Origin of the sequence: Maricaulis alexandrii (assembly GCF_005871165.1) — a bacterium.
Classification (GTDB): domain Bacteria; phylum Pseudomonadota; class Alphaproteobacteria; order Caulobacterales; family Maricaulaceae; genus Maricaulis; species Maricaulis alexandrii.
Genome location: NZ_SWKP01000005.1, coordinates 561,232 through 586,259 on the forward strand (window position 1 = coordinate 561,232; position 25,028 = coordinate 586,259).

General features: G+C 65.5%; 16 protein-coding genes. 9 read left to right on the forward strand and 7 right to left on the reverse strand.

Annotated features, from left to right (window positions below):
- Positions 1–61: 61 nt before the first annotated feature.
- The 5 genes from FCS99_RS05990 to hemN all read right to left on the reverse strand — a co-directional run bounded on the left by FCS99_RS05990 (position 62) and on the right by hemN (position 8,211).
- Entirely contained in the window at positions 62–4,132 is a 4,071-nt protein-coding gene (locus FCS99_RS05990) for a translocation/assembly module TamB domain-containing protein (RefSeq protein ID WP_138511161.1), read from the reverse strand.
- Positions 4,133–5,812 (reverse strand): autotransporter assembly complex protein TamA, encoded by a 1,680-nt coding sequence (locus tag FCS99_RS05995; RefSeq protein ID WP_233352677.1) that lies wholly within the window; start codon positions 5,810–5,812, stop codon positions 4,133–4,135.
- 307 nt (positions 5,813–6,119) lie between these two features.
- Complete coding sequence (locus FCS99_RS06000; protein ID WP_138511163.1) at positions 6,120–6,461, reverse strand: XRE family transcriptional regulator; 342 nt, start codon at positions 6,459–6,461, stop codon at positions 6,120–6,122.
- The gene (locus FCS99_RS06005; protein ID WP_138511164.1) at positions 6,461–6,820 is read right to left on the reverse strand and encodes a type II toxin-antitoxin system RelE/ParE family toxin; all 360 of its coding nucleotides are present in this window, start codon (positions 6,818–6,820) and stop codon (positions 6,461–6,463) included. The genes FCS99_RS06000 and FCS99_RS06005 overlap by 1 nt, the downstream gene beginning before the upstream one ends.
- A gap of 56 nt (positions 6,821–6,876) precedes the next feature.
- Positions 6,877–8,211 (reverse strand): oxygen-independent coproporphyrinogen III oxidase, encoded by a 1,335-nt coding sequence (gene hemN, locus FCS99_RS06010; RefSeq protein ID WP_171036253.1) that lies wholly within the window; start codon positions 8,209–8,211, stop codon positions 6,877–6,879.
- A gap of 285 nt (positions 8,212–8,496) precedes the next feature.
- Here hemN and zwf point away from each other — a divergent pair, with 285 nt between their 5' ends.
- The 7 genes from zwf (at position 8,497) to FCS99_RS06045 (ending at position 18,424) form a co-directional block, all read left to right on the forward strand.
- Entirely contained in the window at positions 8,497–9,972 is a 1,476-nt protein-coding gene (gene zwf, locus FCS99_RS06015; protein ID WP_138511166.1) for a glucose-6-phosphate dehydrogenase, read from the forward strand.
- Complete coding sequence (pgl, locus tag FCS99_RS06020) at positions 9,956–10,681, forward strand: 6-phosphogluconolactonase (protein WP_138511167.1); 726 nt, start codon at positions 9,956–9,958, stop codon at positions 10,679–10,681. The genes zwf and pgl overlap by 17 nt, the downstream gene beginning before the upstream one ends.
- A 23-nt stretch (positions 10,682–10,704) precedes the next feature.
- Positions 10,705–12,561, forward strand: a complete 1,857-nt coding sequence (edd, locus tag FCS99_RS06025) for a phosphogluconate dehydratase (protein ID WP_138511168.1) — start codon at positions 10,705–10,707, stop codon at positions 12,559–12,561.
- 60 nt (positions 12,562–12,621) lie between these two features.
- Positions 12,622–13,476, forward strand: a complete 855-nt coding sequence (locus tag FCS99_RS06030; protein WP_138511169.1) for a DUF3108 domain-containing protein — start codon at positions 12,622–12,624, stop codon at positions 13,474–13,476.
- Between the two features lie 354 nt (positions 13,477–13,830).
- The gene (locus FCS99_RS06035; RefSeq protein WP_138511170.1) at positions 13,831–15,870 is read left to right on the forward strand and encodes a toll/interleukin-1 receptor domain-containing protein; all 2,040 of its coding nucleotides are present in this window, start codon (positions 13,831–13,833) and stop codon (positions 15,868–15,870) included.
- Between the two features lie 62 nt (positions 15,871–15,932).
- Positions 15,933–16,538: a hypothetical protein gene (locus FCS99_RS06040; RefSeq protein WP_138511171.1), complete on the forward strand. Its 606-nt coding sequence runs from the start codon at positions 15,933–15,935 to the stop codon at positions 16,536–16,538.
- Between the two features lie 44 nt (positions 16,539–16,582).
- Positions 16,583–18,424: an adenylate/guanylate cyclase domain-containing protein gene (locus FCS99_RS06045; RefSeq protein WP_138511172.1), complete on the forward strand. Its 1,842-nt coding sequence runs from the start codon at positions 16,583–16,585 to the stop codon at positions 18,422–18,424.
- Here FCS99_RS06045 and FCS99_RS06050 read toward each other — a convergent pair.
- Entirely contained in the window at positions 18,398–19,081 is a 684-nt protein-coding gene (locus FCS99_RS06050; RefSeq protein ID WP_171036254.1) for a Crp/Fnr family transcriptional regulator, read from the reverse strand. The genes FCS99_RS06045 and FCS99_RS06050 overlap by 27 nt on opposite strands.
- Before the next feature lie 332 nt (positions 19,082–19,413).
- Here FCS99_RS06050 and FCS99_RS06055 point away from each other — a divergent pair, with 332 nt between their 5' ends.
- Positions 19,414–22,056: a M14 metallopeptidase family protein gene (locus FCS99_RS06055; RefSeq protein ID WP_233352678.1), complete on the forward strand. Its 2,643-nt coding sequence runs from the start codon at positions 19,414–19,416 to the stop codon at positions 22,054–22,056.
- Between the two features lie 51 nt (positions 22,057–22,107).
- On the opposite strand, the gene FCS99_RS06060 is transcribed toward FCS99_RS06055, so the two are convergent.
- Complete coding sequence (locus FCS99_RS06060; protein ID WP_138511175.1) at positions 22,108–23,931, reverse strand: ABC-F family ATP-binding cassette domain-containing protein; 1,824 nt, start codon at positions 23,929–23,931, stop codon at positions 22,108–22,110.
- A gap of 198 nt (positions 23,932–24,129) precedes the next feature.
- On the opposite strand from FCS99_RS06060, the gene FCS99_RS06065 reads away from it, so the two are divergent.
- Positions 24,130–25,017 carry an ABC transporter ATP-binding protein gene (locus FCS99_RS06065; RefSeq protein ID WP_138511176.1) on the forward strand — a complete coding sequence of 296 codons (888 nt, stop codon included), beginning with the start codon at positions 24,130–24,132 and terminating at the stop codon, positions 25,015–25,017.
- Positions 25,018–25,028: the final 11 nt, after the last annotated feature.

The window sequence follows — 25,028 nt, forward strand, 5'->3', positions numbered from 1 at the left end:
TGTCACAACATCTTGTAAGTCTGGGTAGACTGCTGCCCGGCAGCTGGCAAGCGGGGGCGGTCTAATAGTCTCGCCGCCAGCGCAGCGAGACCTCGGCATTCGTGTCCGCGGAAATGCGCGACAACAGGCTCAGCTCCGGCGTCAATTGCCATTCCACCAGCGCCTGCGACAGGGCGGATGCGCCGGAACTGCCGACCTCGACATAGACATCATCGCCAAAGCGCCGTCCGCCGGTCACCGCGATATTGCCGTCTTCGTCGGTCGACAGGTCGAGCCGGTCTATACCGGCGAAATCGCGCAGCTGGCCGACAATGTTGAGCAGGTTCTGCCCGGACAATTGCGCGGCCAGCTGGGCCGCTTCGAAGGCCCCCAGCTCGCTGACGGATTCGTCGAACAGGAGACGCGACAGGATTTCGTCTTCCGGCAGGGCGGGCTCGGAGGACAGGGTGATGCGCGGGGCGCCGACCGGGCCGGTGATGCGGGCCTGGGCGGCAAACCCGGTCCGGGTGTGCGAGGCGGTGATGTCGATCCGGGCATCGCCCGGCGAACCGTCAAAGCGCAGCTCGCCCTCATCCAGGGTGAAGCGGCGATTGAGCACGAAGGCGGTGCCGCTGACCAGGCTGGCCGTGCCATTGAGTTGCGGCTTTCCGCTAGGGCCGGTGGCGCGCAAATCGACACCCCATTCGGAGGAAAAGGCGCGCGAGCTGACATAGACATTCCGGTCCGCCGTGACGGCGTAATCCAGCCGCACGGGCAGGGCGGAGCGGGTCTGGGCGCTGCGATTCTTGGGCAGATTGATCTCGCGCACATCCAGTTCCGGGATGGAGGCGGCCCCGTTCAGCGCCGGTTCGGCGCGCAACTGGTCCAGCTCGGTGGCGCCGGAGATGAGCAGTCCGGCAGCGTCCAGGGTCAGGTCGGCCTCGCCACTGGCCTGGATGGTCATGTCGGGGCGGTGGGTCGCCAGCAGGCGCGAGAAGGTGAAGCTCGCCTCGCCGCGCGGGCCTTCTTCGGGCAGGCGCAATTGTCCGCTGCCACTGATCTCGCCATCGCGGCCATCATTGGCCTCGAAGCGGACCAGGTCGAACCCGTTGCCGTCAAACCGGGCGCGCAAGCGGATGCCGCGCAGGGTCGTTTGGGTCGAGGTGATGCGCGTTTGTCCGCCATTGACGGCGATGCGGCCATCCAGCACCGGCGCCCCGCGCTGCCCGGTCAGATCGACATCACCCTCCACCCGGGCCCGCTCCAGGATCACGGTCTCCGGCAGGAAGAGGGCGGCAATGGTCGCCAGATCGCCCTGGGTCTCCAATTGTCCGGTCAGGGCGGCATCCTCCGCGCCCAGCAGATCGGCGAGGCTCGGCGTCGGTCCGGCGCGTTCCAACCAGCTGGTCGTCTCCAGTTCGGCCCCGGTCAGCCGGGTCTCCGCGCGCAGGCGTTCCGGCGTGATTGTCATGTCGGAACGGATCCGGACGGGGGCCATTTCGTCGGCGGTGAGCGCGACCAGCTCGGTCGCTTCCAGCCAGGCATCGCCCCGCCACGACTCTTCGACTTCGGCCAGCCGCGCCTGGCCGGACAGCGAGCCGCCGGCCGGCGGCATGGCGGCAATGTCCGACAGGGCGTCCACCGGCAGGCCTTCAATGTCCAGCGCCAGGTCGCGGGCGTCGGGTCCGTCCCGATAGTGCAGGCGGATCGCGCCGGAACCCAGGGTCAGGACAGAGGTCAGGTCCAGCCCGTCATCATTGCGGGTCAGGCGGACCGGTTCGCGGTGGCTGATCGGGTGGATGGCCCAGCGGCCGTCCGGTTCCAGGGTCAGGTCCAGCTCACCCGTCTCCGAAAGGCGCAGCCGCCCCGGCGCGGTCAGCTGGAATCCGCTGCGCAACTGGCCGGCGACTTCACTGTCGATCGTCAGGTCCGACAGCGGGCCGGACAGGCCAAGGCGGGCATGCTCGATATAGCCGCCGGAAAAATCATGGCCGTTGAGCCGGATGTCCGCGTCCAGCTGTCCCTCGCGCCAGCCAGCCGGCGTGCCGGTAAAGCGCAGCACGGCCGACGCCCGGTCACCCAGCTCGATGTCGAGGGCGGCGGCCAGTTCGCCATCGCGGCTCTGCGCCGATCCCGTCAGGGCAAAGGGGCTCAGCCGGCCTTCCGCCAGCTCGACCTGCCAGGCCTGCGGCGACCAGCCGGCCGTACCGGACAGGTCGACCGGCTTGCCATTGCGCTGGGCCGTGATCTGCCAGTCGGCGGTCAGGGCCTGTCCGGTCCGCACCGCTTCCAGGACCAGGCCGGGCTCGTCCAGCCGGACCGGTCCGGCGCTCAGCGCGGTCGAGCGGGAGACACTGCGCCAGTGCAGGCCGGTCCGGTCGGAGCGTGCGCTGAACGCCGTCGCCAGGGCCCCGTCCAGTTCGACGCGCTCGACCGGCAGGCGTCCGGACACGGCCAGATCCCCGTCCAGCGTCCAGCTCGACGGCGACCACAGACCGCGCGCATCCAGCACCAAGCCAGTCGCGCTCAGATCAATCTCCTCGAAGCGCCAGCCCGCATCGGTCCGCGACACGCGCACCCGTCCGTCCATCCCGTCCAACAGGCCATTCGCCCGTTCCGGCCAGACCATGTCCTGGCCATTCAGCTCGACCAGGGCCGCATCCAGTGAGGCTGCCGAGACGCGCAGCTGGACGGGACCGCCCAGCTCGCCATGCACCAGCCCGGCATCTGCCAGGTCCAGCGTCGCGGTCAGCGCCGGCGTGCCGTCCAGCGGGTAAAGTCCGCTCGCCGTCAATTGTCCAGCGGGCGAGGTCAGCAGGGCGGTTTCGATATCGATCGTGCGGCGATCGCCCTGCCATTGTCCGGTCAGGGCGATACTGGCGCCGTCTGCCAGTGCCGTGTCCAGCCGGTCCTGGCCGGTCAACAGGCCTTCCAGTGCCAATTGCGTGTCGATCATCAGGACCGGGCGGGCATAGTCCAGATCCAGCGGGCCCTCCGCATGGCCGATCCGCCGCTCCTGCCAGACCAGCCCGTACGCTTCGGTGGAACCGCGCAAATGCCAGCCCGCCATATCGCGCCGGACGCGGCCCGCCCAGGCGAGGCGATCACCGTCCAGCCTTCCCCGGCTCAGCGCGGTGATCAGGCGGGTGCCGATTTCCGCGGACACGTCCCAGCCGGCGGTGTCCCGATCCGGCGCCGGTCGCAGGGTCAGATCAGCCCCCTCGCTGCGCGCCCGGAAATGGGTCAGGCTCCAGCCGGCCTCGCGGCCGCCTTCGGCCTGGAAATCCGCGTGCTCCACCAGGTCCTGATAGGCCTCGGGCAGCAGGCCCCAGCTGCGGATATCGGCGCGGCCCTCCGCCTGCCACTCTGTCTCCGACCAGCCCAGCGAAGCTTGCAGCAGGTCCTGACCATCCGCCTGCAGGGCCAGTGTGCCCTCGCCGCCGTTCCAGTTCCCGTCCAGGACACCGTTTGCGGCCAGTTCCCGGCCCGGCAGGCGTGCCAGTGCGGCGAGCGGACCGTCCGGAGCGGCGTGGGCGTCCAGCGAGCCGGACACGGTGTCTCCGGTCAGGGTCAGGTCGGCCAGGAGATAATCACCCGGCGCATCCAGACGCTCGGCGCGAATGTGTCCGGAGGCGGCCTGCAGGGAGCGGATATCGGCGCGGGCCTCCACCTGCAGCCGTGCGGCAGGGCCCGCCACGCCTTCCTCCAGAACGATCTCTGAGATCTGCAAATCACCCAATTGCAGGGCGGGCAGGCCCGACCTTCCCGAGCCCGTATCCGTTTCGCGGTCCGCCCGGATCGGGCGGCGCAGAACATGGACCCGCTCCGCGATCAACCGGTCGACGATATAGGGACCGGAGGCGAGGCTGCGCGCCTGCCAGTCCAGTTCGATCTCCTGCGCGTCCAGCCACACACCTTCGGCATCGCTCAGGGTCAGCCGTTCCAGGCGCAGGCTGGAGAGCGGGTCACCTGACAGGCCTTCCAGCGACAGGGTTTGGCCCGCCACCACGCGACCATCGAGCATGCTCATCACCGCCCAGCGGCCCGGCGCCGAGCCGGCCGCCCAGCGCAATCCGGCGCCCAGCAGGACCAGGCTCAGCCCGATCAGGCCCAGCCAGATGGCAAAATTGATGAGGGGGGCGCGCTTGGTCATCTAGAAGGCCTGGCCCAGACTGAAATAGATCTGGAAGGCGTCCTCGCCATCGCGCCGGTCCAGCGGCGTGGCGATATCGACGCGCACCGGGGCGAAGTCGAAATAATAGCGCACGCCCACACCGGCCGCGCTGCGGATGTCGGAGACATCGGGCTGGCTGGTATCGGCGGCCATGGCGCTGTCGACAAAGCCGACCACACCCCAGCGTTCACGCACCCTCCAGCGCAATTCGAAACTGGTTTCCACCACAGACGTGCCGCCAAAGGGCGTGCCGTCCGGGGCCAGCGGGCTGAGGGATTGATAGTCGAAGCCGCGCGCCGACCCGCCGCCGCCTGCATAAAAGCGCTGGTCGGCCGGCATGGCCGTGGCGGTCGTGCCGAGCACGGAGCCCAGCCGCACCCGGGCCGCGGCCACCAGGCCATCGCCCAGACCCTGATAGGCGCTGCCGCGCATTTCCAGCCGCACATACTGGCAGCCGCAATCGCCCAGCGTGGCCGCCGGTGTCACCTGGACCAGACCTCGCACGCCCGAGGTCGGATCGAGCGGATCATTGCGGCTGTCATAACCCGCCACCAGATCGAGCGCGGCGGTGATCACCTCGCGCTGGCCGACGGCATCGGTGACATCGGACCAGTCCAGCCGGACACCCGCGCCATACAGCCGGCGGCCATCCTCGCGGGTGATCTCCGCGCCGATCTCGGCCTGGTCCTGGGCATAGGCGTCCGTGTCTTCCGATTTCAGTTCGGTATGCACGAACAGGGTCTGGTCATAGCGCCGCCAGTGCGGTCGCGAGACTTCCGCGCCGACCGACTGGTTCAGCGTGGCCAGATTGCCGGTCAGGGTGAGGGTCTCGTCACTGCCCAGAAGATTGCGGCGGATCCAGCGCGCCGTGCCGCCGCCGCCCTCACTGGTGGAATAGCTCAGCCCGGTCTCGATGGAGTGGCGCGGCGCGGGGGTCAGCTCGATCTCGACCGGCCGGTGTCCGTCCTCGCCGACATCGCCCAGGCTGATCCGCGCCGAGCGCACACTGTCCAGCGCATCCAGCCGGCGCTGATAGGTCAGCAAGTCTTCCCGGCTCGCCGGTGCGCCCGGTTCCAGCGGCGACATGCGGGCGATGAATTGCGGTCGCCATTGACCGGTCTCGCGGCTGATCTCGCCATAGGTCGACCAGGGTCCCGGCGTATAGCGGAAAGTGATCTGCCCGGCGCTGGACGCATGGTCGACCACGACATCGCGTTCACCCACCACGGCATCCGGCCAGCCGTTTTCCTGCAGGGCGTGCAGGCCGCGCGCCTCGGCATCGATCACGGCCTGGGCGACAAGCGGATCCTGCAGGGGCAGGTCGATGGCCTCTCCGGCCACATCGCGGGCCGCCGCATCGTCACCGGTCTGCGCGGTCACGGAGGAAATCAGGAAACGCGGTCCCGTCTCGACCCGCACCACGGGTTGGCGCCCGGCTCCCAGGGCCGGTGTCACCGTGGCCGCGTAATAGCCCTGCGAGCGCAGCAGGCGCCGGGCCCGGCTGGCCGCATTGCGCGCCTGGCGCAGGGCGCTGGACGCACCATTCGTGGCTGAGGACCGCTCGCCGATCGCCTCGATGAGCGCCGCGCGCAATTGTGCATCCTCCACCCCCTCCACCTGGGCCAGGGGCTGGGCCCAGGCGGGCCCTGCAACGCACATCACGCAAGCTGAAAGAAGGAGCGCTCTCACACCAATTCACCGAGACTGTCCAGTCCGGTTCTATAAGACCTCCCCCGGGAAGTCCTCCCCTTTTATGGGGCCGGCGGATTACCTCTCAGAGAGTTTTGCGGCGGCATGATGGCGGTCGGTGGGGTGGGTGCAGAAATCGGCGTCGCCACACGCTCTCCCTGGGGAGAGGGTGGCGCGCATGCGCCGGGTGAGGGGAAATCCCGGTGCTGAACACGATCGCGACGACCTCGCCGTCCCCCCCTCATCCGCCCCTTCAGGGCACCTACTCATCAAGGCGCTATCGCCCCGGGCGGCCCCGCCGTTCATCAAGATCACCCAGCCCCTCGAGGGATACCGGGGCATGGTCCGGAAATTCGACCAGAAGGCTGAGCTTGCCACCCATGGCTTCCACATAGCTGCGCAAGGTCGAAAGCATGAGGTCGCTTCGCTTTTCCATTTGGGCAACCGTGGCCTGGCGGATGTTCAGGGTTTCCGCCAGCTGGACCTGCGTCAGCTCTCGCGCTTTGCGCAATTCCTGCAATGTCAGATATTCGGCGTGGAGACGGTCAGTCTCCGCCTCTATCCGTTCCCGCCGCGCCTGAGGAAGCGCATTCAGTTTTTCCGTCAGTGACTTGCCCATCACCGTCCTCCTCTAAGTGTTGACAAATGTGTGTCGAAGCGTCTGTCAGCCGTTGCGATCAGCATCTTGTAGAAGCGTTTCTCACTGACTCCGGCCTTGTCGCCGGCTGCCAGGAGAATGGCCTTCCTTTTCGGGTCGAAGGCGAAGGCAATCCGCCACACACCGTCCTCCGCCCTGCAGCGCAACTCCTTCATGTTCGCATGTTTCGAGCCGTTCAACGTGTCGGCATGCGGGCGTTTCAGACCGGGTCCGATTTTGGCCAGCAGCCCGGCCATGATGAGGATCGAATCCTGGACGCCTTCCGGAAAGCGATCGAATTCACGTTCGAATTCGTCGTGAAACGCGACATCCCAATCCATGCCTCTATATAGCTTGAAGGCTATATAGCTTTCAAGCTATTTTTGGGCGTCCAAATTCACACCGCCTGACTGTGCTGGTTCTGGGCGGTCTGGAAGGCCGGGTCGATGCGGGCGGCGATATTGCGGACATAGGGACGGCCGGCCGCGGTGACGATGAGGCGGTCGCCGCTCAGCTCAACCAGCCCGTCGGCGATGACATCGGCCAGGGCGTTGCGGTCGAACCCGTCCGGACCCGCCTCGACCTCGAAGTCACACAGTAGGCGCGCGATCCGCTCGCCCGTGGCGCATTCCTCTGCGGTCCGGCTGAGGCCGCGCACCTGCACCGGCGCACCGCTTTCCAGCGCATTGGCATAATGGGCCGGGTCGGTGAGGTTCTGCAGATAGCCTTGGCGGCTCTCGCTGATCGAGGAGGCGCCATAGCCGATCAGCACGTCATAGGGATCATTCGTATAGCCCTGGAAATTGCGGCGCAGCCGGCCGGAGCGGGCGGCGCGGGCGAGGCTGTCATCGGGGCGGGCGAAATGGTCGAAGCCGATGGCCTGATAGCCGGTATCCTTCAGGCAGGCGGCGGCCGCATGCATCTGGTCGAAGCGTTCGCGGGCGCCGGGCAGACGGTCTTCCGGAATGGCGCGCTGATGTTTCTTGAACCAGGGCACATGGGCATAGCCGAACACGGATACCCGGTCGGCGCCCATATCGGCCACGGCCCTTGCCGTCGCTTCGACCCGTTCCACGGTCTGGGCCGGCAGGCCGTACATGATGTCCATATTGATCGCGGCAATCCCGGCCCGGCGCAGCCGCATCGCGGCGCGGGCGACGCTTTCGGCGGGCTGGATGCGGTGGATCAGCGTCTGCACTTCCGGCGACAGATCCTGCACGCCCAGGCTGGCCCGGGTGACCCCGGCGCCGGCCAGGGCCGCGGCCAGGTCTTCCGTCACACCGCGCGGGTCTAGCTCGACCGCGATCTCGGCGTCTTCGGCAATCTCGAAGCGCTCCCGGAAGGCCTCCATGATCCGGCGGAAACGCGCCGGTGACAGCATGTCCGGGGACCCGCCGCCGAAATGGATATGGTGGACGATACCGTCGGCCGGTATCGGCCGGGTTTGGATCTCCTTGTCCAGCGCATCCAGATAGCGCGCCACCCGGTCATCCTTGTTCGGCACCGTGGTGTTGCAACCGCAATACCAGCACATCGTCTTGCAGAAGGGGATGTGGATATAGAGCGACAAAACCGGACGTTCCGGCTGGTCGTCCATCCAGCTTTTCCAGTCCGCCGCGCCCACACCGTCATGGAAACGTGTGGCCGGCGGATAGGAGGTGTAGCGCGGCACCGCTTCCAGCACATAGCGCTGCAGGAAAGGAGCGGTCGGGGCGGTGTCGTTATGCGCCATGGTCTGCTGTCCCGTTCGGTCCGGCCCGTTTTTGCCAAGCGCCGGTATTTGAAAGTGTTCGCGGTCGAAATTCACACGAATGCGCGATGTCTGCGCGCGTTTGGCGGGCAGATTATCCGCGGGCTCGCACACCGCCATGTGCCCAAAACGCGCAGCGACAATTGGTTGCACCCGATGCGGATTGGCCGGTTCCGGTCGACCGCTGGTTCCGGCTATGGTAGGGGTAACATTCTCGCTATAGAGTGGGGTTGAGACCTGCGGGCAATCCACGATCGGAAAGTATGAATGGCCGAACTCGTCCCAGTTGAACCGTTTGATATCGTTGTCTTTGGCGCGACGGGCGATCTTGCCCTGCGCAAGCTGATCCCGGCGCTTTTCCACCGCTGGTGCGACGGCCAGATCACCGAGGACAGCCGCATCATCGCGGCCGCCCGCGACACGATGAGCGATGAAGCGTTCCGTGAGCTCGCCGCCACGCATATCGTGGACAAATCCATGTCTGACGAACGCCGCAAGTCGTGGACAAGCTTCACCCAGCTGATCCGCTATACCGCGCTGGATGTCAGCCGTGACGGCGAAGACTGGAATGATCTGAAGGCGGCGATGGATCCGAATGAGGACAAGATCCGCCTTTATTATCTGGCGCTTCCGCCCTCGATCTACGGATCGGTCTGTGCCGGTCTGGCGCGCCAGTCGCTCAATAGCTGGAATGCCCGCATCGTGCTGGAAAAGCCGATCGGCTCGAACTACCACACGGCTCGCGAAATCAATGACAAGGTCGGCGAGGTCTTCCGCGAGAACAATATTTTCCGGATCGACCACTATCTGGGCAAGGAAACCGTCCAGAACCTCCTGATCCTGCGCTTCGCCAATTACCTGTTCGAACCCTTGTGGAATGCCAACGGGATCGACCATGTCCAGATCACCGTTGCCGAAACGTTGGGTGCGGGGAAACGCGCCACCTATTACGACCGGTCCGGCGCCCTGCGGGACATGGTGCAGAACCATTTGCTTCAGCTCGCCTGCCTGGTTGCGATGGAACCGCCGGAATCCTTGGAGGCCGACTCGGTGCGCACCGAGAAGCTGAAGGTTCTCAAGGCGCTGCGCCCGATCACGGCGGCGACCGTCCCCAATGATGTGGTGCGCGGCCAATACCAGGCCGGTGCCGTCGATGGCGAGAAAGTTCCCGGATATGCCGAGGAAGTCGGTCATGACACGGACACGGAAACCTTCGTCTCCATCCGCGCCATGGTGGACAATTGGCGCTGGGCGGGCGTGCCCTTCTACATGCGGACCGGCAAGTGCATGGCTTCGCGACGCTCCGAGATCATCGTCCAGTTCAAGGAAATCCCCCACGATATTGTCGGGGTTGCCAAGGGCACGCTGCATCCCAACCGTCTTGTCATCCGCCTGCAGCCGGATGAGGGCGTCAAACTGATGCTGATGACCAAGGATCCGGGGCCCGGCGGCCTGCGCCTGCGCTATGTGCCGCTGAACCTGTCCTATGCCGAACATTTCGAGGCGGATTATCCCGATGCTTATGAACGGCTTTTGATGGCCGTGGTGCGGGGCAATCTCTCCCTCTTCATGCGCCGCGACGAGGTCGAGGCCGCCTGGCGCTGGGTCGACGGGATCATCCAGGCCTGGGATGAGGGGCAGGCCAAACTCTATGGCTATCAGGCCGGGTCGGATGGTCCGACCCAGTCCGCCCTGATGCTGGATCGCGAAAGCCGGGAGTGGTTCGATGGCCTTTCCCGCTGAGACCGCCTTCCCCCTGACGGAGCATGCTGATGGCGAGGCCATGGCTTCTCTGCTGGCCGACCGGATCCGCGATGATCTCAGCCGCGCCCTGCTGGAACACGGCACAGCGGTCCTGGCCGTGTCGGGCGGGTCGACGCCGGCGGCGCTCTACAAGCGCCTGTCCGGGGCCGATATCGACTGGACGCGGGTCACCATCGTGCTGGTCGATGAGCGTTGGGTGGATTTCGATGCGCCCGGATCGAATGCGCACTTCATCCATGACACCCTGCTCCAGGACGCCGCCGCGAAGGCGCAGTTCATCGGCCTGAAAACCGCGGCCGAGACCCCGCTGGACGCCAGGGACGAGGTCGAGGCCCGCCTGGCGGATATCGGTGAGCCGGATGTGGTGGTGCTGGGCATGGGCGCGGATGGCCACACCGCTTCCTGGTTCCCGCGGGCCCAGGGGCTGGACGCGGCCCTGTCGATGTCAGGCCCGCGGATTGCCGCGGTCCAGGCTGCCCAGACCGATGTCACCGGGCCGCACACCCAGCGCATGACCCTGACCCTCGGCGCCATCGCACCGGCGGAGCGGATCGTCCTGATGATCTCGGGGGCGTCCAAGCGCGAGGCGCTGGAGCGTGCCCTGCAGGACGGCCCGGTCGCCGATCAGCCTGTGCGGGCCCTGCTGCGCGCCCGTGATCTGCCGCTGGAAGTCCACTGGACCGAATAACGCTATTGAAAGGTGCCAATCCCATGGCCCAGACCCTCAATCCCATCATCGCCAAGGTCACTGACCGCGTCCGCGAACGCAGCGCGAAAACCCGCGCCGCCTATCTCGCCCAGATGCGATCGGCCGGCGAGGAAGGCCGCAACCGGTCCGTCCTGTCCTGCGGAAACCTGGCGCATGGATTTGCCGCTTGCCCGGGCGGGGACAAGCGGGCCCTGAAGGACGGGGATTCCGCCAATGTCGGGATTGTCACCGCCTATAATGACATGCTCTCGGCACACCAGCCCTATGAACGCTTCCCGGCCCTGCTGAAATCGGCGCTTCAGGAGGTCGGGGCGGTCGGCCAGGTGGCGGGCGGTGTCCCCGCCATGTGTGACGGGGTCACCCAGGGTCAGCCGGGCATGGAGCTGTCGCTCTTCTCCCGCGATGCCATCGCCATGGCGACCGCGATCGCCCTGTCCCACAACATGTTCGATGCGGCGCTGTGCCTGGGGGTCTGCGACAAGATCGTGCCGGGCCTGATGATCGGCGCGCTGCGCTTTGGCCATCTGCCGGTGATCTTCGTGCCCGCCGGTCCGATGCGGTCCGGCCTGCCCAATCCAGAAAAGGCCAAGGTCCGCCAGCTTTATGCCGAGGGCAAGGTGGGGCGCGATGCCCTTCTGGATGCGGAGAGCAAATCCTATCACTCGCCGGGCACCTGCACCTTTTACGGCACCGCGAATTCCAACCAGATGCTGATGGAGATCATGGGTCTGCACATCCCGGGCTCGGCCTTCATCAATCCGGGTGATCCGATGCGCGATCCGCTGACCCAGGCGGCCGCCCGCCGGGCCGCGGCGATCGTCGCGCATGGCGACAGCTATATCCCGATGGCCGAGATCGTCGACGAGAAGGCCATCATCAATGCGATCATCGGCCTGCATGCGACCGGCGGATCGACCAATCACACCATCCACCTGATTGCGATTGCCCGCGCCGCTGGCATCCTGATCGACTGGGATGATTTCGACGATCTGGCCAAGGTCACGCCGCTCCTGTGCCGCGTCTATCCGAACGGGCCGGCCGATGTGAACCATTTCCATGCCGCGGGCGGCCTGTCTTTCGTGATCCGCGAACTGCTGGATGCCGGTCTTCTGCATGAAGATGTCCAGACCGTCATGGGTCCGGGCCTGCGCCATTATGCGACAGAGCCGCTGCAGCAGGATGGCGAGCTGGTCTGGAAGGATGCCGTGGCGGAGAGCGCCAATCTGGACGTGGTCCGTCCGGTCTCCGATCCCTTCGCGGCTGATGGCGGGCTGAAAGTGCTCGACGGCAATATCGGCCGTTCGGTGATCAAGGTCTCTGCGGTCAAGCCGGAACATCGCCAGGTTTCCGCCCCGGCCCTCGTCTTCGAGAGCCAGGATGATTTCATGGACCGGTTCAAGGCCGGCGAGCTGGAGCGCGATTTCATCGCCGTGCTGCGCTTCCAGGGACCGCGCGCCAATGGCATGCCGGAACTCCACCGCCTCACCCCGGCGCTGGGTTCGCTGCAGGACCGCGGGTTCAAGGTCGCCTTGGTCACCGATGGGCGCATGTCCGGCGCGTCCGGCAAGGTGCCCGCCGCCATCCATGTCAGTCCGGAAGCCGCGCTGGGCGGTCTGATCGACAAGGTCCAGGATGGCGACCCGGTGGTTCTTGACGCGGCGGCCGGGACGCTGCGGGTCGAGGTGGACGGTCTGGCAGACCGGCCTTCCGCGCTGGCACCCGCCAGTGCGCAGATCGGCATGGGCCGGGAATTGTTCACCGGTTTCCGTCAGCTGGCCGGGCCGGCCGAGGAAGGCGGGCTGAGCATTCCGGGCCTCGACCAGGTCTCGCTGACAGCGCTGGAAACCCTTCCGGCTTGATTGACCTCAATTCGCCATGAATGCTCGGCAGTCTGAACCGATCGGTTTCCGGAGTGTTCCATGCTGCGCCTGTCACAATCGCTGAAATGTCTCGGCCTGGGAGCCGTGCCGCTGGCGCTGGTCCTCGTCTCGCCTTCCCTGGCGGGCGGCGATGGGGATGAGGCGCTCCGGTCCGGACCGGCCGGGACCGAAGATGGCGCCCTGCGGGTCCGGGCGCGTTATTCCAGTTCCGTCCTGATCTTCAAGGTGGGCGAGGTCGAGCTGGAGGCGGTGTTCTCCGATCATGAATACAGCGCCCGCAGCACGGTGGGCGCTGCCGGTCTGGCGGCCTTGTTCACGGATTTCGACATCCAGGCGCAAGTCGCCGGTGAGCGCTCCCCGTCCGGCGTGCAGCCCCGCGAATACGCCCATGTCGAACGCACGGGCGACAAGGTCCGCTCGGTCACGGTCAGCTTTGATGACCAGGTGGCCGAGTCCCGCGCCGAACCGCCCTTCGGCTCCTGGGGGCAGCCGCCGGCCAGTGCCGCCGAACGCACCGGTGTGCTCGACCCGATGACCGCCTTCTTTGCCCTCTCCGACGCCCTGGCAGCCTCGCCGGGCGAGACCTGCAGCGGCCGGATTCCGGTCTTTGACGGCAAGCAGCGCTATGACCTCCGGCTGGAGGATGCCGGCCTGTCCCGCATCCGCACCCGTGCCTGGCAGGGCGAAGCCCGGGTCTGCGAAGCCTATTACGAACCCATTTCCGGCTATGATCCGGAAGACTATCCCTCGGAGTCGGAATTGCGGCATCCGCTGACGATCTGGCTGGCCGCCTTCCCGGACAGTGATATCCATCTGCCCGTTCGGCTGCATACGCGGGCCGGTTTCGGGGGCGTCACGATCGAGGCCCGGGATATACGGATCGACCGCATTTGAGCTGAAATTTCAGGAAAAAGTGTGATCCGGATCACACCCTTTCGACGCACGCCAGGGTAGTTTGCGTCCGTCGCTCGCGAGCGACCCTACTCCTCCCTAGGAAGAGTTCAGGGCCGGGGAGGCGAGGCAATGCAAACCTTGCCCAATGCGAAGCCCCAACTTCGCCTTGCATTCCTTGCTTTCCCGGCATCTCTTTCTTTTCTCCCAAGTCATTGTGTTGTCGCGTGAAACCCGACCGGCGCGCGCAAACCTGTTGATAGCGCCCTGCGCAGGCGGCCGGGGGTCCCCTGTAAGGTTGCGCCGCGCCGGGGCAGGCGAGATGATGCGGCCAGGCGAACAGGCAGGGACGGATTCATGGGCGATCACGACGGGTTTCGCGCCTTCATCAGCTACAGTCATGACGACCAGAGAGTGGCCAGCCGGATTCACAAGGCGCTGGAGACTTTCCGGGTTCCCGACCGCCTGGTGGGCCTAAAAACCCGCAAGGGTGACGTCCCCCGCAGGCTGACGCCGATCTTCCGGGACCGGGATGATCTGCCCGCGGCCGGCGATTTGTCGGAATCGGTGCGGGATGCCCTGTCGCGCTCGCAGACCCTGATCGTGCTGTGTTCCCCCTCGGCGGCCCGCTCGCGCTGGGTGGATGCGGAAATCCGCGCCTTCCGGGAGCTCAATCCCGACGGCGACGTGCTGGCCGCGATCGTCGCCGGCGAGCCCGGGGCCGAGGCCGGTGGGCATGCGGCAGATCTGGAATGCTTTCCGCCCGCCCTGCGGGGCGAAGGTGCGGGGGCGCCGGAGCCGGTTGCGGCCGACTTTCGCCCGACCGGGGATGGCCGCCGCATCGCCCTTCTCAAACTGGTCGCGGGCCTGCTCGACCTGCGGCTGGACCAGCTGATCCAGCGGGATCTTCAGCGCCGGCAACGCCGTGTGACGGTGATCACAGGCGGTCTCATCGCTCTGACGCTAACCATGGCGACACTGACATTGTTCGCCGTCTCGGCGCAGTCCGAGGCCGAACGGCGAAAAGCCGAGGCAGAGGACCTGATCGAGTTCATGCTGAGTGATCTGAGAACAAGACTGGAGCCGGTCGGACGGCTGGACGTGCTGGATGCCGTCGGGGCCAAGGTGATCGAGTATTATGACGGCCAGGCGGCCCATCATTTGTCGCTGGATGATCTTGGGCGCCGGGCCCGGGCCTTCCAATTGCTGGGCGAAATCGACAGCGACAAGGGCGACCTGGAGAGTGCCTACCAGCACTTCAACACCGCCTATGACGCGACCAGCCGGATCATCGCCGTCGATCCGAACCAGCCCGACCGCATCTACCAGCACGCCCAGAGCGCCTTCTGGGCCGGCTATTTCGCCTGGCGCCGCAGCGAACTGGAAACGGCAGAATCGCGCTTCATCGAGTATCGCGACCTGTCCGAGCGTCTCCTGTCGATTGATGCGGAAAACCTGGAATGGCAGGCCGAGGCCGCCTACGCCCACTCCAATCTGGGCACGCTCTACATCAGCCAGGACCGCCTGGAACTCGCCCAAACCGAGATGCAGCAGGCGCTGGAGCGCTTTCTGGTGATCGCCCAGGCGCCGGATGCGTCTGAACAGGCCTGGATCGATGTGGCCGACGCCTATGGCTGGATCGCCTTTGTGTCCGAGCCGACGGATGGCCGCGAGGCGGCCATGGCTGCGATCCTTGACCAGATCGACGTCTATGAAACCCAGCTTTCCGATGCGGACAATTGGAGCGTTCGGCGCAGCGCCATGGCGGCCGAGTACGCGCTGGCCCGCCTCTACATCTCTGAAGGGGTCGATAGCGAGCCGGAAGACGTGGCCGCCGCGCTCGATCTTCTGCGAACCGCCTCCTTTGAGGCGGATGCGCTGATCCGCCACGAGCCGGCCAATGTGGAATGGCGCCTTCTGGGCATTCGCCAGCGCATCTGGCTGGCCGAGGCCAATCTGCTCGCGGACAATATCGATGCAGCCCGGCAGGCCTATCTCGACGCCACATCATTCATGGCGCACGCCTCTTGGGCTGATGTTGAAGGGCAGCGTTATGAAGATACGCGCCTTCATGCCTCGCTGATCGAGGCCCGCCTGTTCATCGCGATGGGGGATCTGGACTCCGCGAGCCTGTCCCTGGCCCATCTTCTGACCAGTCTGCAGCAGGTCGAGGATTGGTCGTCCCGCCTGTCCAAGGGCGCCTATCTTTACGCCGCAACCACCAACAGCTTGGCCGATCTGGTCGAAAGACGGGGTGATCCGGCGGAAGCGGCCCGTATCCGGGCCAGCATGGTGCATCGTTTGTCGCCGCTCCGGGAGAGATTGCCGATCGATGCGCGGGCCGAGCTGCGGCGGGCTGAAGCCCGCCTGGGGGCTGAACGGATGAGCGCTGAATAGCGCGTGTTTTGCGCCGGCCCGGATGGCGGGCCGGCTTGTTGGGGGCAAACAGGGGGAAATCCATGCCTGGAATTGATGCTCAATCCTTTGACGGAACGATTGTTCAAACCGAGCTTGAAGCCGATTGCGGATTCACGCCGGAGGTGACCCAGCTGGGCCTGGTCGCCCAGGCGACCGACGGCTTCGTCGTGGTGCACGGCAGTGACGCCAACCGGGACACGTTCTCGGATGCGGACCTTTCCGCGATTTTCGTGACCTTTGCCGAGACGGTTTCGGAATATCCCGGGGCCGATTCGTCCACTTTGCGGACGGCGGTGCAGCAGGCCCTCTCCGGCCAATGGACGCCGTGCAACATGGTTGCAGGCTGTCCTTTCGATGAGGAAGTGACCGCGCCGAGCCGTCTGATCTTCCACGTTCACGTTCCCGGTTGGGGCTTCGAGCCGGCCCGGATCAAGTTCAAGACGGACTTGCCGTCTGGCGAGTTCTGCGGCCTGAAATGGCTCACGCTGAATGGTTCGACCTGCGCGCCTTACAGCTTTGAGCTTGGGGCCCAGTGCGTCACACAGGGTTCGTATGAGTACGCGCTCTACATTCGCGCGTCCCAGAGCGCGGGAAGCCAGCTCACCCGTGTGATCATCGATCCGAAAATCGAAGTCATTCCGAACTAACCCTGATAGACTCTCCACCTGACCGGGGTGGTGGAAGGGTGTTCATGGGTCAGCGCGAGAGCATTGCCAAACGCTTCAAGCGGGGGGATCTCGCCCGTGCGTACGACCTGTGCATGGAAGCCCTGCGCAGCAATCCCGATGATCTCTGGCTCCGGCACCGGGCGGTTCTCTGTCTGATCCGCTCCGGTGCCCTGGAGCGGGCGCAGGCCGATTACGAGCGCTTTCGTCTGTCCGAAGCCCGGCATGATGAAGACTGCCGGGCCCTTGGGGCCCGCCTGCTCAAGGCGGTGGCCCTGGAATCCGATGCCTCGCGCTTTGCCGGCCGCGCCCGGGAGGCTGCCCGCACCTATGCGGAGATCTTTCAGGAAACCGGGGGTCACTACCCCGGCATCAATGCCGCCACCATGTACCGGCTGGGCGGCGAGGCCGATCTGTCCAGGCGCCTCGCGCGCCGCGTTCTGGAAGCGTGTCAGGAAGACCTGCCGGATGAGCCGGAGGACGCCTACTACCAGTGCGCTTCGGAGGCGGAAGCCTATCTTCTTCTTGGTGAATTGGGCGCGGCCAATCTGGCGCTGCGCCGGGCGATCGCCCAGGACCGGGACAATTTCATCGCCCATGCGACCACGCTGCGCCAATTGCGGCTGGTCTCCCGGACACTGGAGCTTCCGGAAGCCTGGCTGACCGGGCTGGAGCCGCCGCGCCCGGCGCATTATGCCGGTCATATCTTCGAACAAGCGGACCCGGATCATCCGGAGCTTGCCCGGCGCGAGAGCCGTTTGCGGCAGGCCGTGGCGGACGTTATGGCAGGCCAGAATATCGGCTCTCTCTACGGAGCCATGGCCGCCGGTTCCGACATCCTGTTTGCCGAAGCCGCGCTGGGGGCCGGCAAGCCCCTCACCGTCGTGCTTCCGGTCCCGGTTTCGGTCTTCATCGACACGTCGGTGCGGCCTTTCGGCCAGAACTGGGTGCGGCGCTGTGAGGACTGTCTGGAGCGGGCCACCGACATTGTCGAAGTGACGTCCGACCGGCAATTGATGTCCCAGCTCAGCCTCAATCACGCCAGTTCGGTGGCGATGGGGCTCAGCCGGATCCGGGCCGATGTGCTCGGCTCCCGACCGATCCAGCTACTGATCCGGGATGACCAGGTCCGGACGGATGCGGCCTATGGTACCTATCGCGATGCTGCGGCCTGGGCGGAGACCGGCGCGGCCCAATGCATCATTCCCTTCCGCCGCGACGGCGCGCCGGGCGCGACCTCCGAACTGCCAGTGCCCCCGGCCCGGGCCGGGTTCGAGCCGGCGCTTCGCGCCATGCTTTTTCTGGATGTGCGTGGTTCATCAACGGTGCCGGATGACCGCATTCCCGACTTTGTCCGCCATGTGCTCGGCCAGCTGGCCGAAGCCTGTGACGCGCTGGATCCGGCTCCCGTCTACGCCGATAGCTGGGGAGACGGTCTGTTCCTGACCTTCTCGACCGTTGCCGACGCCGCCCATGCGGCGACCCGTCTACAGCAGGTTTTCAGCCGGATCGATCTGGCCGCGCTCAATCTTCCACCGACGCTCGGACTGCGCATCGCCGGGCATTGCGGGCCGGTGCATGAGGGACAGGACCCGATCCAGCACCGCAAGGCGCCGTTTGGCGCCCAGGTGGCGATCGCCTCACGGATCGAGTCCGTGACAGTGCCCGGGACGATTTTTGTCAGCGAGATTTTTGCGGCACGCCTCGCCATGTCGGCTCAGCCGGGCCTGCGCTGTGAATATGTCGGTCTGACCGAAATTGATGCCTATCTGCCGGACATGCCGCTCTATGCCTTGCGGGCGGTGGCACCGGATTCCCTGGAAGCGCAGAACCGGCGCCTGTCAGCTCGCACTGAGCATCCGGTTTAGCAGGTCCGGGTCGACCAGTTCGAAGGCGTCATCCGAGCGCCGCAACAGGCCGCGCCGTTCCAGATCATTGACGGTCCGGGACGTGGTCTCCCGCGTCGTGTTCACTCGGCGGGCCAGTTCGGTCATGGAGGGCGCGCGGCGGATCGTCCGCCGGGTCGTGTCCTCGACAGAGGGTTCCGACATCCGCAGGAGCTCGGCATAGATCCGGCCCGGCGCCGACAGGGCCGACAATTCGAACATGCGCTGGGTTGTGTTGTGGATCCGGTTGGCCAGGATCTTCGACAGGGCCACGCCGATCTCGCCATGCTCCCGCATCAGGGCGAAGAAATTGTCGCCGTTCAGCACGGCCAGCACACAATCGGTTTCTGCGACGATTTCCGAGGTGCGCGGCTTGCCGGTCAGCGCGGCCATCTCGCCGAAGACCGTTCCGGCGCCGAACCAGTCCAGCCAGATTTCCTGACCATTCTCCGACAGCAGGACCACCCGGACCGAGCCCTCCAGCAGCAGGTAGACATGATCATCCTGCTCGTCCTGGGAAATGATGGTGGTAGCGGCCTTCACGAAGCGCCGGTCGGCGGTCTCGACCAGGGCTTGACGGGCTTCGCCATCCAGAATGTCCAGGGCATCAAGGGCCATGCGCCAAGCTTCGTCCCGCATGTGGATCCTTACTGTACAGAAGGAAAACGGCGCATCCTGCCGTTCCCTGATTTGCCCCCGGTACGGATTGTTACAGTGTTCGAGCGTCAGGCCAATCATCAATCCGACTTCGGGGCAGGCCGGCCCTGCCGCGGCATCGGGAAGGCTTGCCTTCTCCGGCGGCGCAGCTGCGGGCTGTGGCGGGTGACCGGCGAGGCGGGCTTTACCGCGCCGTCCGAAGACCGGACATGGAAATCCGCCTTTGGGTGATTGCAGTTTTGGCCAGTGGCGATAAACCTGATTTATTGGCGAGCGGAAGAAAAACAGGGGTTTGAGATATGCGGGCATGGGTGATGGCGGCAGTGACCGCCTTTGCGGGACTGACGGGCGCGATGGCACAATCCTCGCCGTTCGACACGCAATATGATCCGGCCATTCCGAGCGCCATTGCGACGCTGGGCTATGAGTTCGGTGAGGAAATCACGCCGCCGGAACAGGCGGTCGACTATCTCTACACCCTGGAAAACGCGGCACCGGACCGGATGCGCGTCGTGGAATATGCGCGCTCCTGGGAAGGCCGGCCGCTGGTCTATGCGCTGATCGCCAGTCCGGACGTGATGGGCCGGCTTGATGAGATCCAGGCGGATTTGCAGCAATTGGCCAATCCGCAGGGCCTGTCTGCGGACGCGCGTGACGCCCTGGTCGCGGACCTGCCCGCCGTGGTTTGGCTGTCCTATGGCGTGCACGGGGACGAGATCTCCTCCACCGATGCCGGGATCCGCACAGCCTATCATCTTCTGGCGGCGCAGGGCGATCCGGTTGTCGACACGATTTTCGAGAATACGATTGTCGTGATCGACCCGACTCAGAACCCTGATGGCCGCAATCGCTTTATCCAGTCGTTTACGGCGGCCCGCGGGCTTGAGCCGAGCGAGGACCGCTTCACCGCCGAGCATGACCAGCCCTGGCCGGGCGGTCGCTACAACCACTATCTGTTCGACCTGAACCGGGACTGGTTCGCGCGGACCCAGCCGGAAACACGCGGCCGCACGCAAGCCATCCTGGACTGGCGCCCGGTTGTGGTGGTGGATGCCCATGAAATGGGCGGCGACAGCTATTACTTCTTCGCGCCGTCGGCAGAGCCCTTCAATCCGAACATCCTGTCCAGCCAGCGGAATGCCCAGGACCTGATCGGGCGCAATCACAGCCGCTATTTCGATGCGCTGGGCTATCATTACTATACGCGGGAAGTCTTCGACGCCTTCTATCCGGGCTATGGCGACATGTGGCCGACCATGCAGGGTGCGGTGGCGATGACCTATGAACAGGCTTCCTCGCGGGGTCTGGCCTGGCGCCGCCGGGACGGGTCTCTGCTGACCTATGGGGATGGCGTGGACCGTCATTTCGTGGCTAGCGTGTCGACGGCCCAGGCCGTGGCCGAAAACCGTGCGCAATTCCTGCGCAATCTGATGAATTTCCGGCTCACGGCCGCCAATGGCACGGGGGAACCCGGTGCGGTCCTGCTGGATATCGCGTCGAACCGCTGGGGGGCAGAACGTCTGGCCCGCAATCTGGCCGCCCAGGACATCGAGGTGGGTCGTGTTGCGCCGGGTGTTTCCGCGTGCGGGACCCGGTTTGAGCAGGGCGCTTTCCTGGTCGACTTCAACCAGCCGTCCGGCCGACTGGCCCGCACGCTGATGGAAGAGACGACCGATCTGCCGGCCGACTTCATGCAAGAGCAGGAGCGCCGCCGCGCGGAGGGCCAGGGGCATCAGCTCTATGATGTGACGGCCTGGTCCCTGCCGCTGATGAGCGATGTGACGCCGACCTATTGCCGCCGGGCTCCGTCGGTCGCGACGGATCCGGTGAATGCGGAAATGCCGATCGCCCGCGTCACCTCGGACCATTCGGCCGAATATGGCTATGCCATTCCCTGGACTGATGCCGGCCAGGCCGCCCTGGTCATGGCGCTGTTGCAGGAAGGCGTGCCCATGCGCACGACCGATCTGGCGTTCCGGGTCGGCGACCGCAATTTCCCGCGCGGCAGTGTCGTGGTGCCGCGCCATTCCGCCCCGGCGGATCTGGATGCGCTGATCACCCGTCTCTCCGCCGAGATCGGGGCGCATGTGGAAGGCCTGGAAACCAGCTGGGTGGATGAAGGCCCCAATCCGGGCTCGGACAATTTCCATGTCCTGCAGGCGCCCCAGGTGGCGATGTTGTGGGATGAGGGCGTGTCTCCCCTGTCGGCCGGTCCGACCCGGTTTGTGCTGGAGCGCCGCTATGGCATTCCGGTCGCCGTCATCCGCACGGGCACGATCAGCCGGGCCGATCTGGGCCGCTATGACGTCCTGATCATTCCGGAACAGTGGGGTCTGGATGACGCGCTGGGCGGCGGTGGCCGGACCGCGATCCAGCGCTTTGCCCGTGAAGGCGGTGTCGTGATTGGCCTGGGCTCGGCGACGCGCTGGCTGGCGGACAGTGAGACCGGTCTGATCCCGGCCCAGCGCGAACGCGCGGCCGACACGCCGCGTGAAGGCGGGGCCAGTACGGGTGAGGTGATTGACGGCACCGTTCTGGAAAACGCTGCCGAACTCGCCGCCCTGGAAGCGGAAGCCGGTGCGATGCCGGATTCCTCGCCGGGCGCCCTGGTCAATCTGACCGCCAATCCGGTGGCCTGGATGTCCGCGGGCTATGAAGACGGGGGCGTTGCCCTGGTCACCGGTTCGGACATTTATGCGCCGGTGGCGATGGATGATGCCGTGACGGCCCTGCGCTATGCGCCGCGGGACGAACTGCTGGCCGGGGGTTATCTGTGGGACGAGTTCGCCGACCAGTTGGCCTACAAACCCTATCTCCTGTCCAATTCCTACGGATCGGGACAGGTCGTGGCCTTCACCCAGTCACCGACCACCCGCGCCTATCTGGAAGGCTTGGACCTGCTCCTGCTGAATGCGGTGGTCCTGGGACCGGCCCGTTCGCGGACCTATCGCTACTAGGGGAACCGGTTTCGCGGTTCGAACCTGGGAAGATTGAAAAGAGGGCGGGGCTCAGGCCTCGCCCTCTATTTCTTCGCGCAGGGTTTCCAGCTCCAGCCAGCGCTCTTCCTTCTCGTCCCGCTCGGCCATCGCGTCGGCGAGAGCCTGGGAGACTTCGGCGAATTTGACGCTGTCGTTGAACAGGGCCGGATCGGCCATCTTTGCCTCGAGTTTGGAAATGGTCTCGCCCAGCGCGTCGATTTCACCGGGAAGCCGTTCCAGGGCGTATTTGTCCTTGTTGGCCATGCGTCGCCGTTCCGGCTTGGCCGTATTCTGGACCTTTTCCGATGCCGTTTTGGTGCCGTTCTGATCCTGTTTTGACACCGTCTTGTCACTCTGGGAGACGCCCCGGCCCCGTTGTGAGAGCATGTCGGAATAGCCGCCGGCATACTCCCGCCACACACCCTGTCCCTCGGATACGATGACGCTGGTGCAGACCCGGTCGAGAAAATCCCGGTCGTGGGAGACGAGGAAAACCGTGCCGGCATAGTCCGCAATCAGACCTTCCAGCAGGTCCAGCGTCTCCAGATCCAGATCGTTTGTCGGCTCGTCGAGCACCAGGAGATTGGACGGCAGGGCCAGGGCGCGGGCCAGCATGAGGCGCGCCTTCTCCCCGCCCGACAGGACATGGACCGGCGTGTTGGCCTGTTCCGGCGGGAAGAGGAAGTCCTTCATATAGGCCATGACATGCTTGGTCTTGCCGCCGACCTCGACCTGGTTGCCCCCGCCCTGGGTAAGGGCCTCGGAGACCGTCCAGTCATCCTTCAGCGCCAGGCGTTTCTGGTCCAGACTGGCCATGTCCAGCTTGGTGCCCAAGCGGATTTCCCCTTCATCCGGCGGTAGTTGGCCGATCAGCATGTTGAGCAGCGTGGTTTTGCCCGCCCCATTGGGCCCGACCAGGCCGATGCGGGAACGGCGCGCAATTTTGATCGAGAAATCCTTCACGATCACCCGCTCGCCAAAGCTCAGCGAGACATGTTTCGCCTCGGCGACCAGCTTGCCGGAATCCTGGCTCTCGCTGGCTTCCAGCTTCACCTGTCCCTGGGGACCGCGATGCTCGGCACGCTGGCGTTTCAGGTCGTGCAGCTCGGCGAGGCGGCGCACATTCCGCTTGCGCCGGGCCGTCACGCCATAACGCAGCCAGTCTTCCTCGCGGACGATCTTGCGGTCCAGCTTGTGCTGTTCCAGTTCTTCCTGCTCGAAAATCTCGTCCCGCCAGGCCTCGAACGCGCCAAACCCCTTGTCCAGCAAACGCGTCCGTCCCCGGTCCAGCCACAGCGTCTTGCGGGTCAGGTTCTCCAGAAACCGCCGGTCGTGCGAAATCAGCACCAGCGCCGAACGGCAGGCGGCCAATTCGCTCTCCAGCCATTCAATGGCGGGCAAATCCAGATGGTTGGTGGGCTCGTCCAGCATGAGAATGTCGGGATCGGGCGCCAGGGCGCGGGCGAGGGCGGCCCGGCGTGCTTCGCCGCCGGAGACCTTCGCCGGGTCTTCCTGTCCTGTCAGGCCGAGCTGCTCCATCAGATAGTCGGCCCGGTAGTCCATGTCCCCGGGCGCGAGCCCTGCCACGACATAGTCCCGCAGCGTTTCGAACCCCGCGAGATCCGGCTCCTGTTCCAGATAGCGGATCGTGGCTCCGGGATGGATGAAGCGCTCGCCGTCATCCGCTTCGACCAGACCGGCCGCGACTTTCATGAGGGTGGATTTGCCGGACCCGTTTCGCCCGACCAGGCACAGACGCTCGCCTTCTGCGACTTGCAGATCGGCTCCGTCGAGCAGGGGCGTCACCCCGAAGGTGAGATGGATGTTCTGAAGGGTCAAAAGCGGTGGCGACATGGGGTTCCGCATACAAGCCGACGCGTCCGCGGTCACGCCTTTCCGGCAGATTACCAAAACGAAGAGGGATGATTTCGGGCAGCGTCCCTCTGGCGGCCAAGATGAACAAGGTCTCATTTGTTCCACAATCGGGCCGGGCGTAAGCTTCCGGCAGGGACAGGAGAGGGCGGACCCGAATCTCACGGGTCTGGATATCAAATGCTTGAAATCAATGGTCTGACGAAAACCTACGGCAATGGTGTGCGCGCGATGGACGGGGTCAGCCTGTCCATTCCCAAGGGCATGTTCGGTCTTTTGGGCCCCAATGGCGCCGGCAAATCCACGCTGATGCGGACCCTGGCGACCTTGCAATATCCGGACAGCGGGACCATCCAGTTCGGTGATATCGACCCGATCAAGGAACCCAAGGCCCTGCGCGCCACGCTGGGCTATCTGCCCCAGGATTTCGGTGTTTATCCGCGCATGTCGGCGCGGGCCATGCTCGATCATCTGGCGGTGCTCAAGGGCCTGACCAATGGCAAGGAGCGCAAACAGGTGGTCGAGAGCCTGCTGGAACAGACCAATCTGAAGCAGCACGCCAACAAGTCGGTCGCCTCCTATTCCGGCGGCATGCGGCAGCGCTTCGGCATTGCCCAGGCCCTGCTGGGCGATCCGCAACTCATCATCGTGGACGAGCCGACCGCCGGCCTCGACCCGGAAGAGCGCAACCGTTTCCACAATCTGCTGTCGGAAATCGGCGAGAATGTCGTGGTCATCCTGTCCACCCACATCGTGGAAGATGTCGCCGATCTCTGCCCCAACATGGCGATCATGAACCAGGGCCGGATTGTTGCGAAAGGCGCGCCGGGCGATCTGGTTAAACAGCTTGAGGGCAAGGTCTTCGCCAAGACCGTGGCCAAGGCCGACCTGCCTGAAATGCGGTCGCGCTACAATGTCATTTCCGAGCGCCTGGTCGTGGGCCAGGTGGTGATCCGTGTCGTCGCCGAGACCAATCCGGGCGACGGGTTCGAACCCGTCCCGGCCGATCTGGAAGACGTCTATTTCGCCACCATCGCCGAAGGCCGCCAGGCCGCGGCTGCGGCCTGATCCGGCCGGCT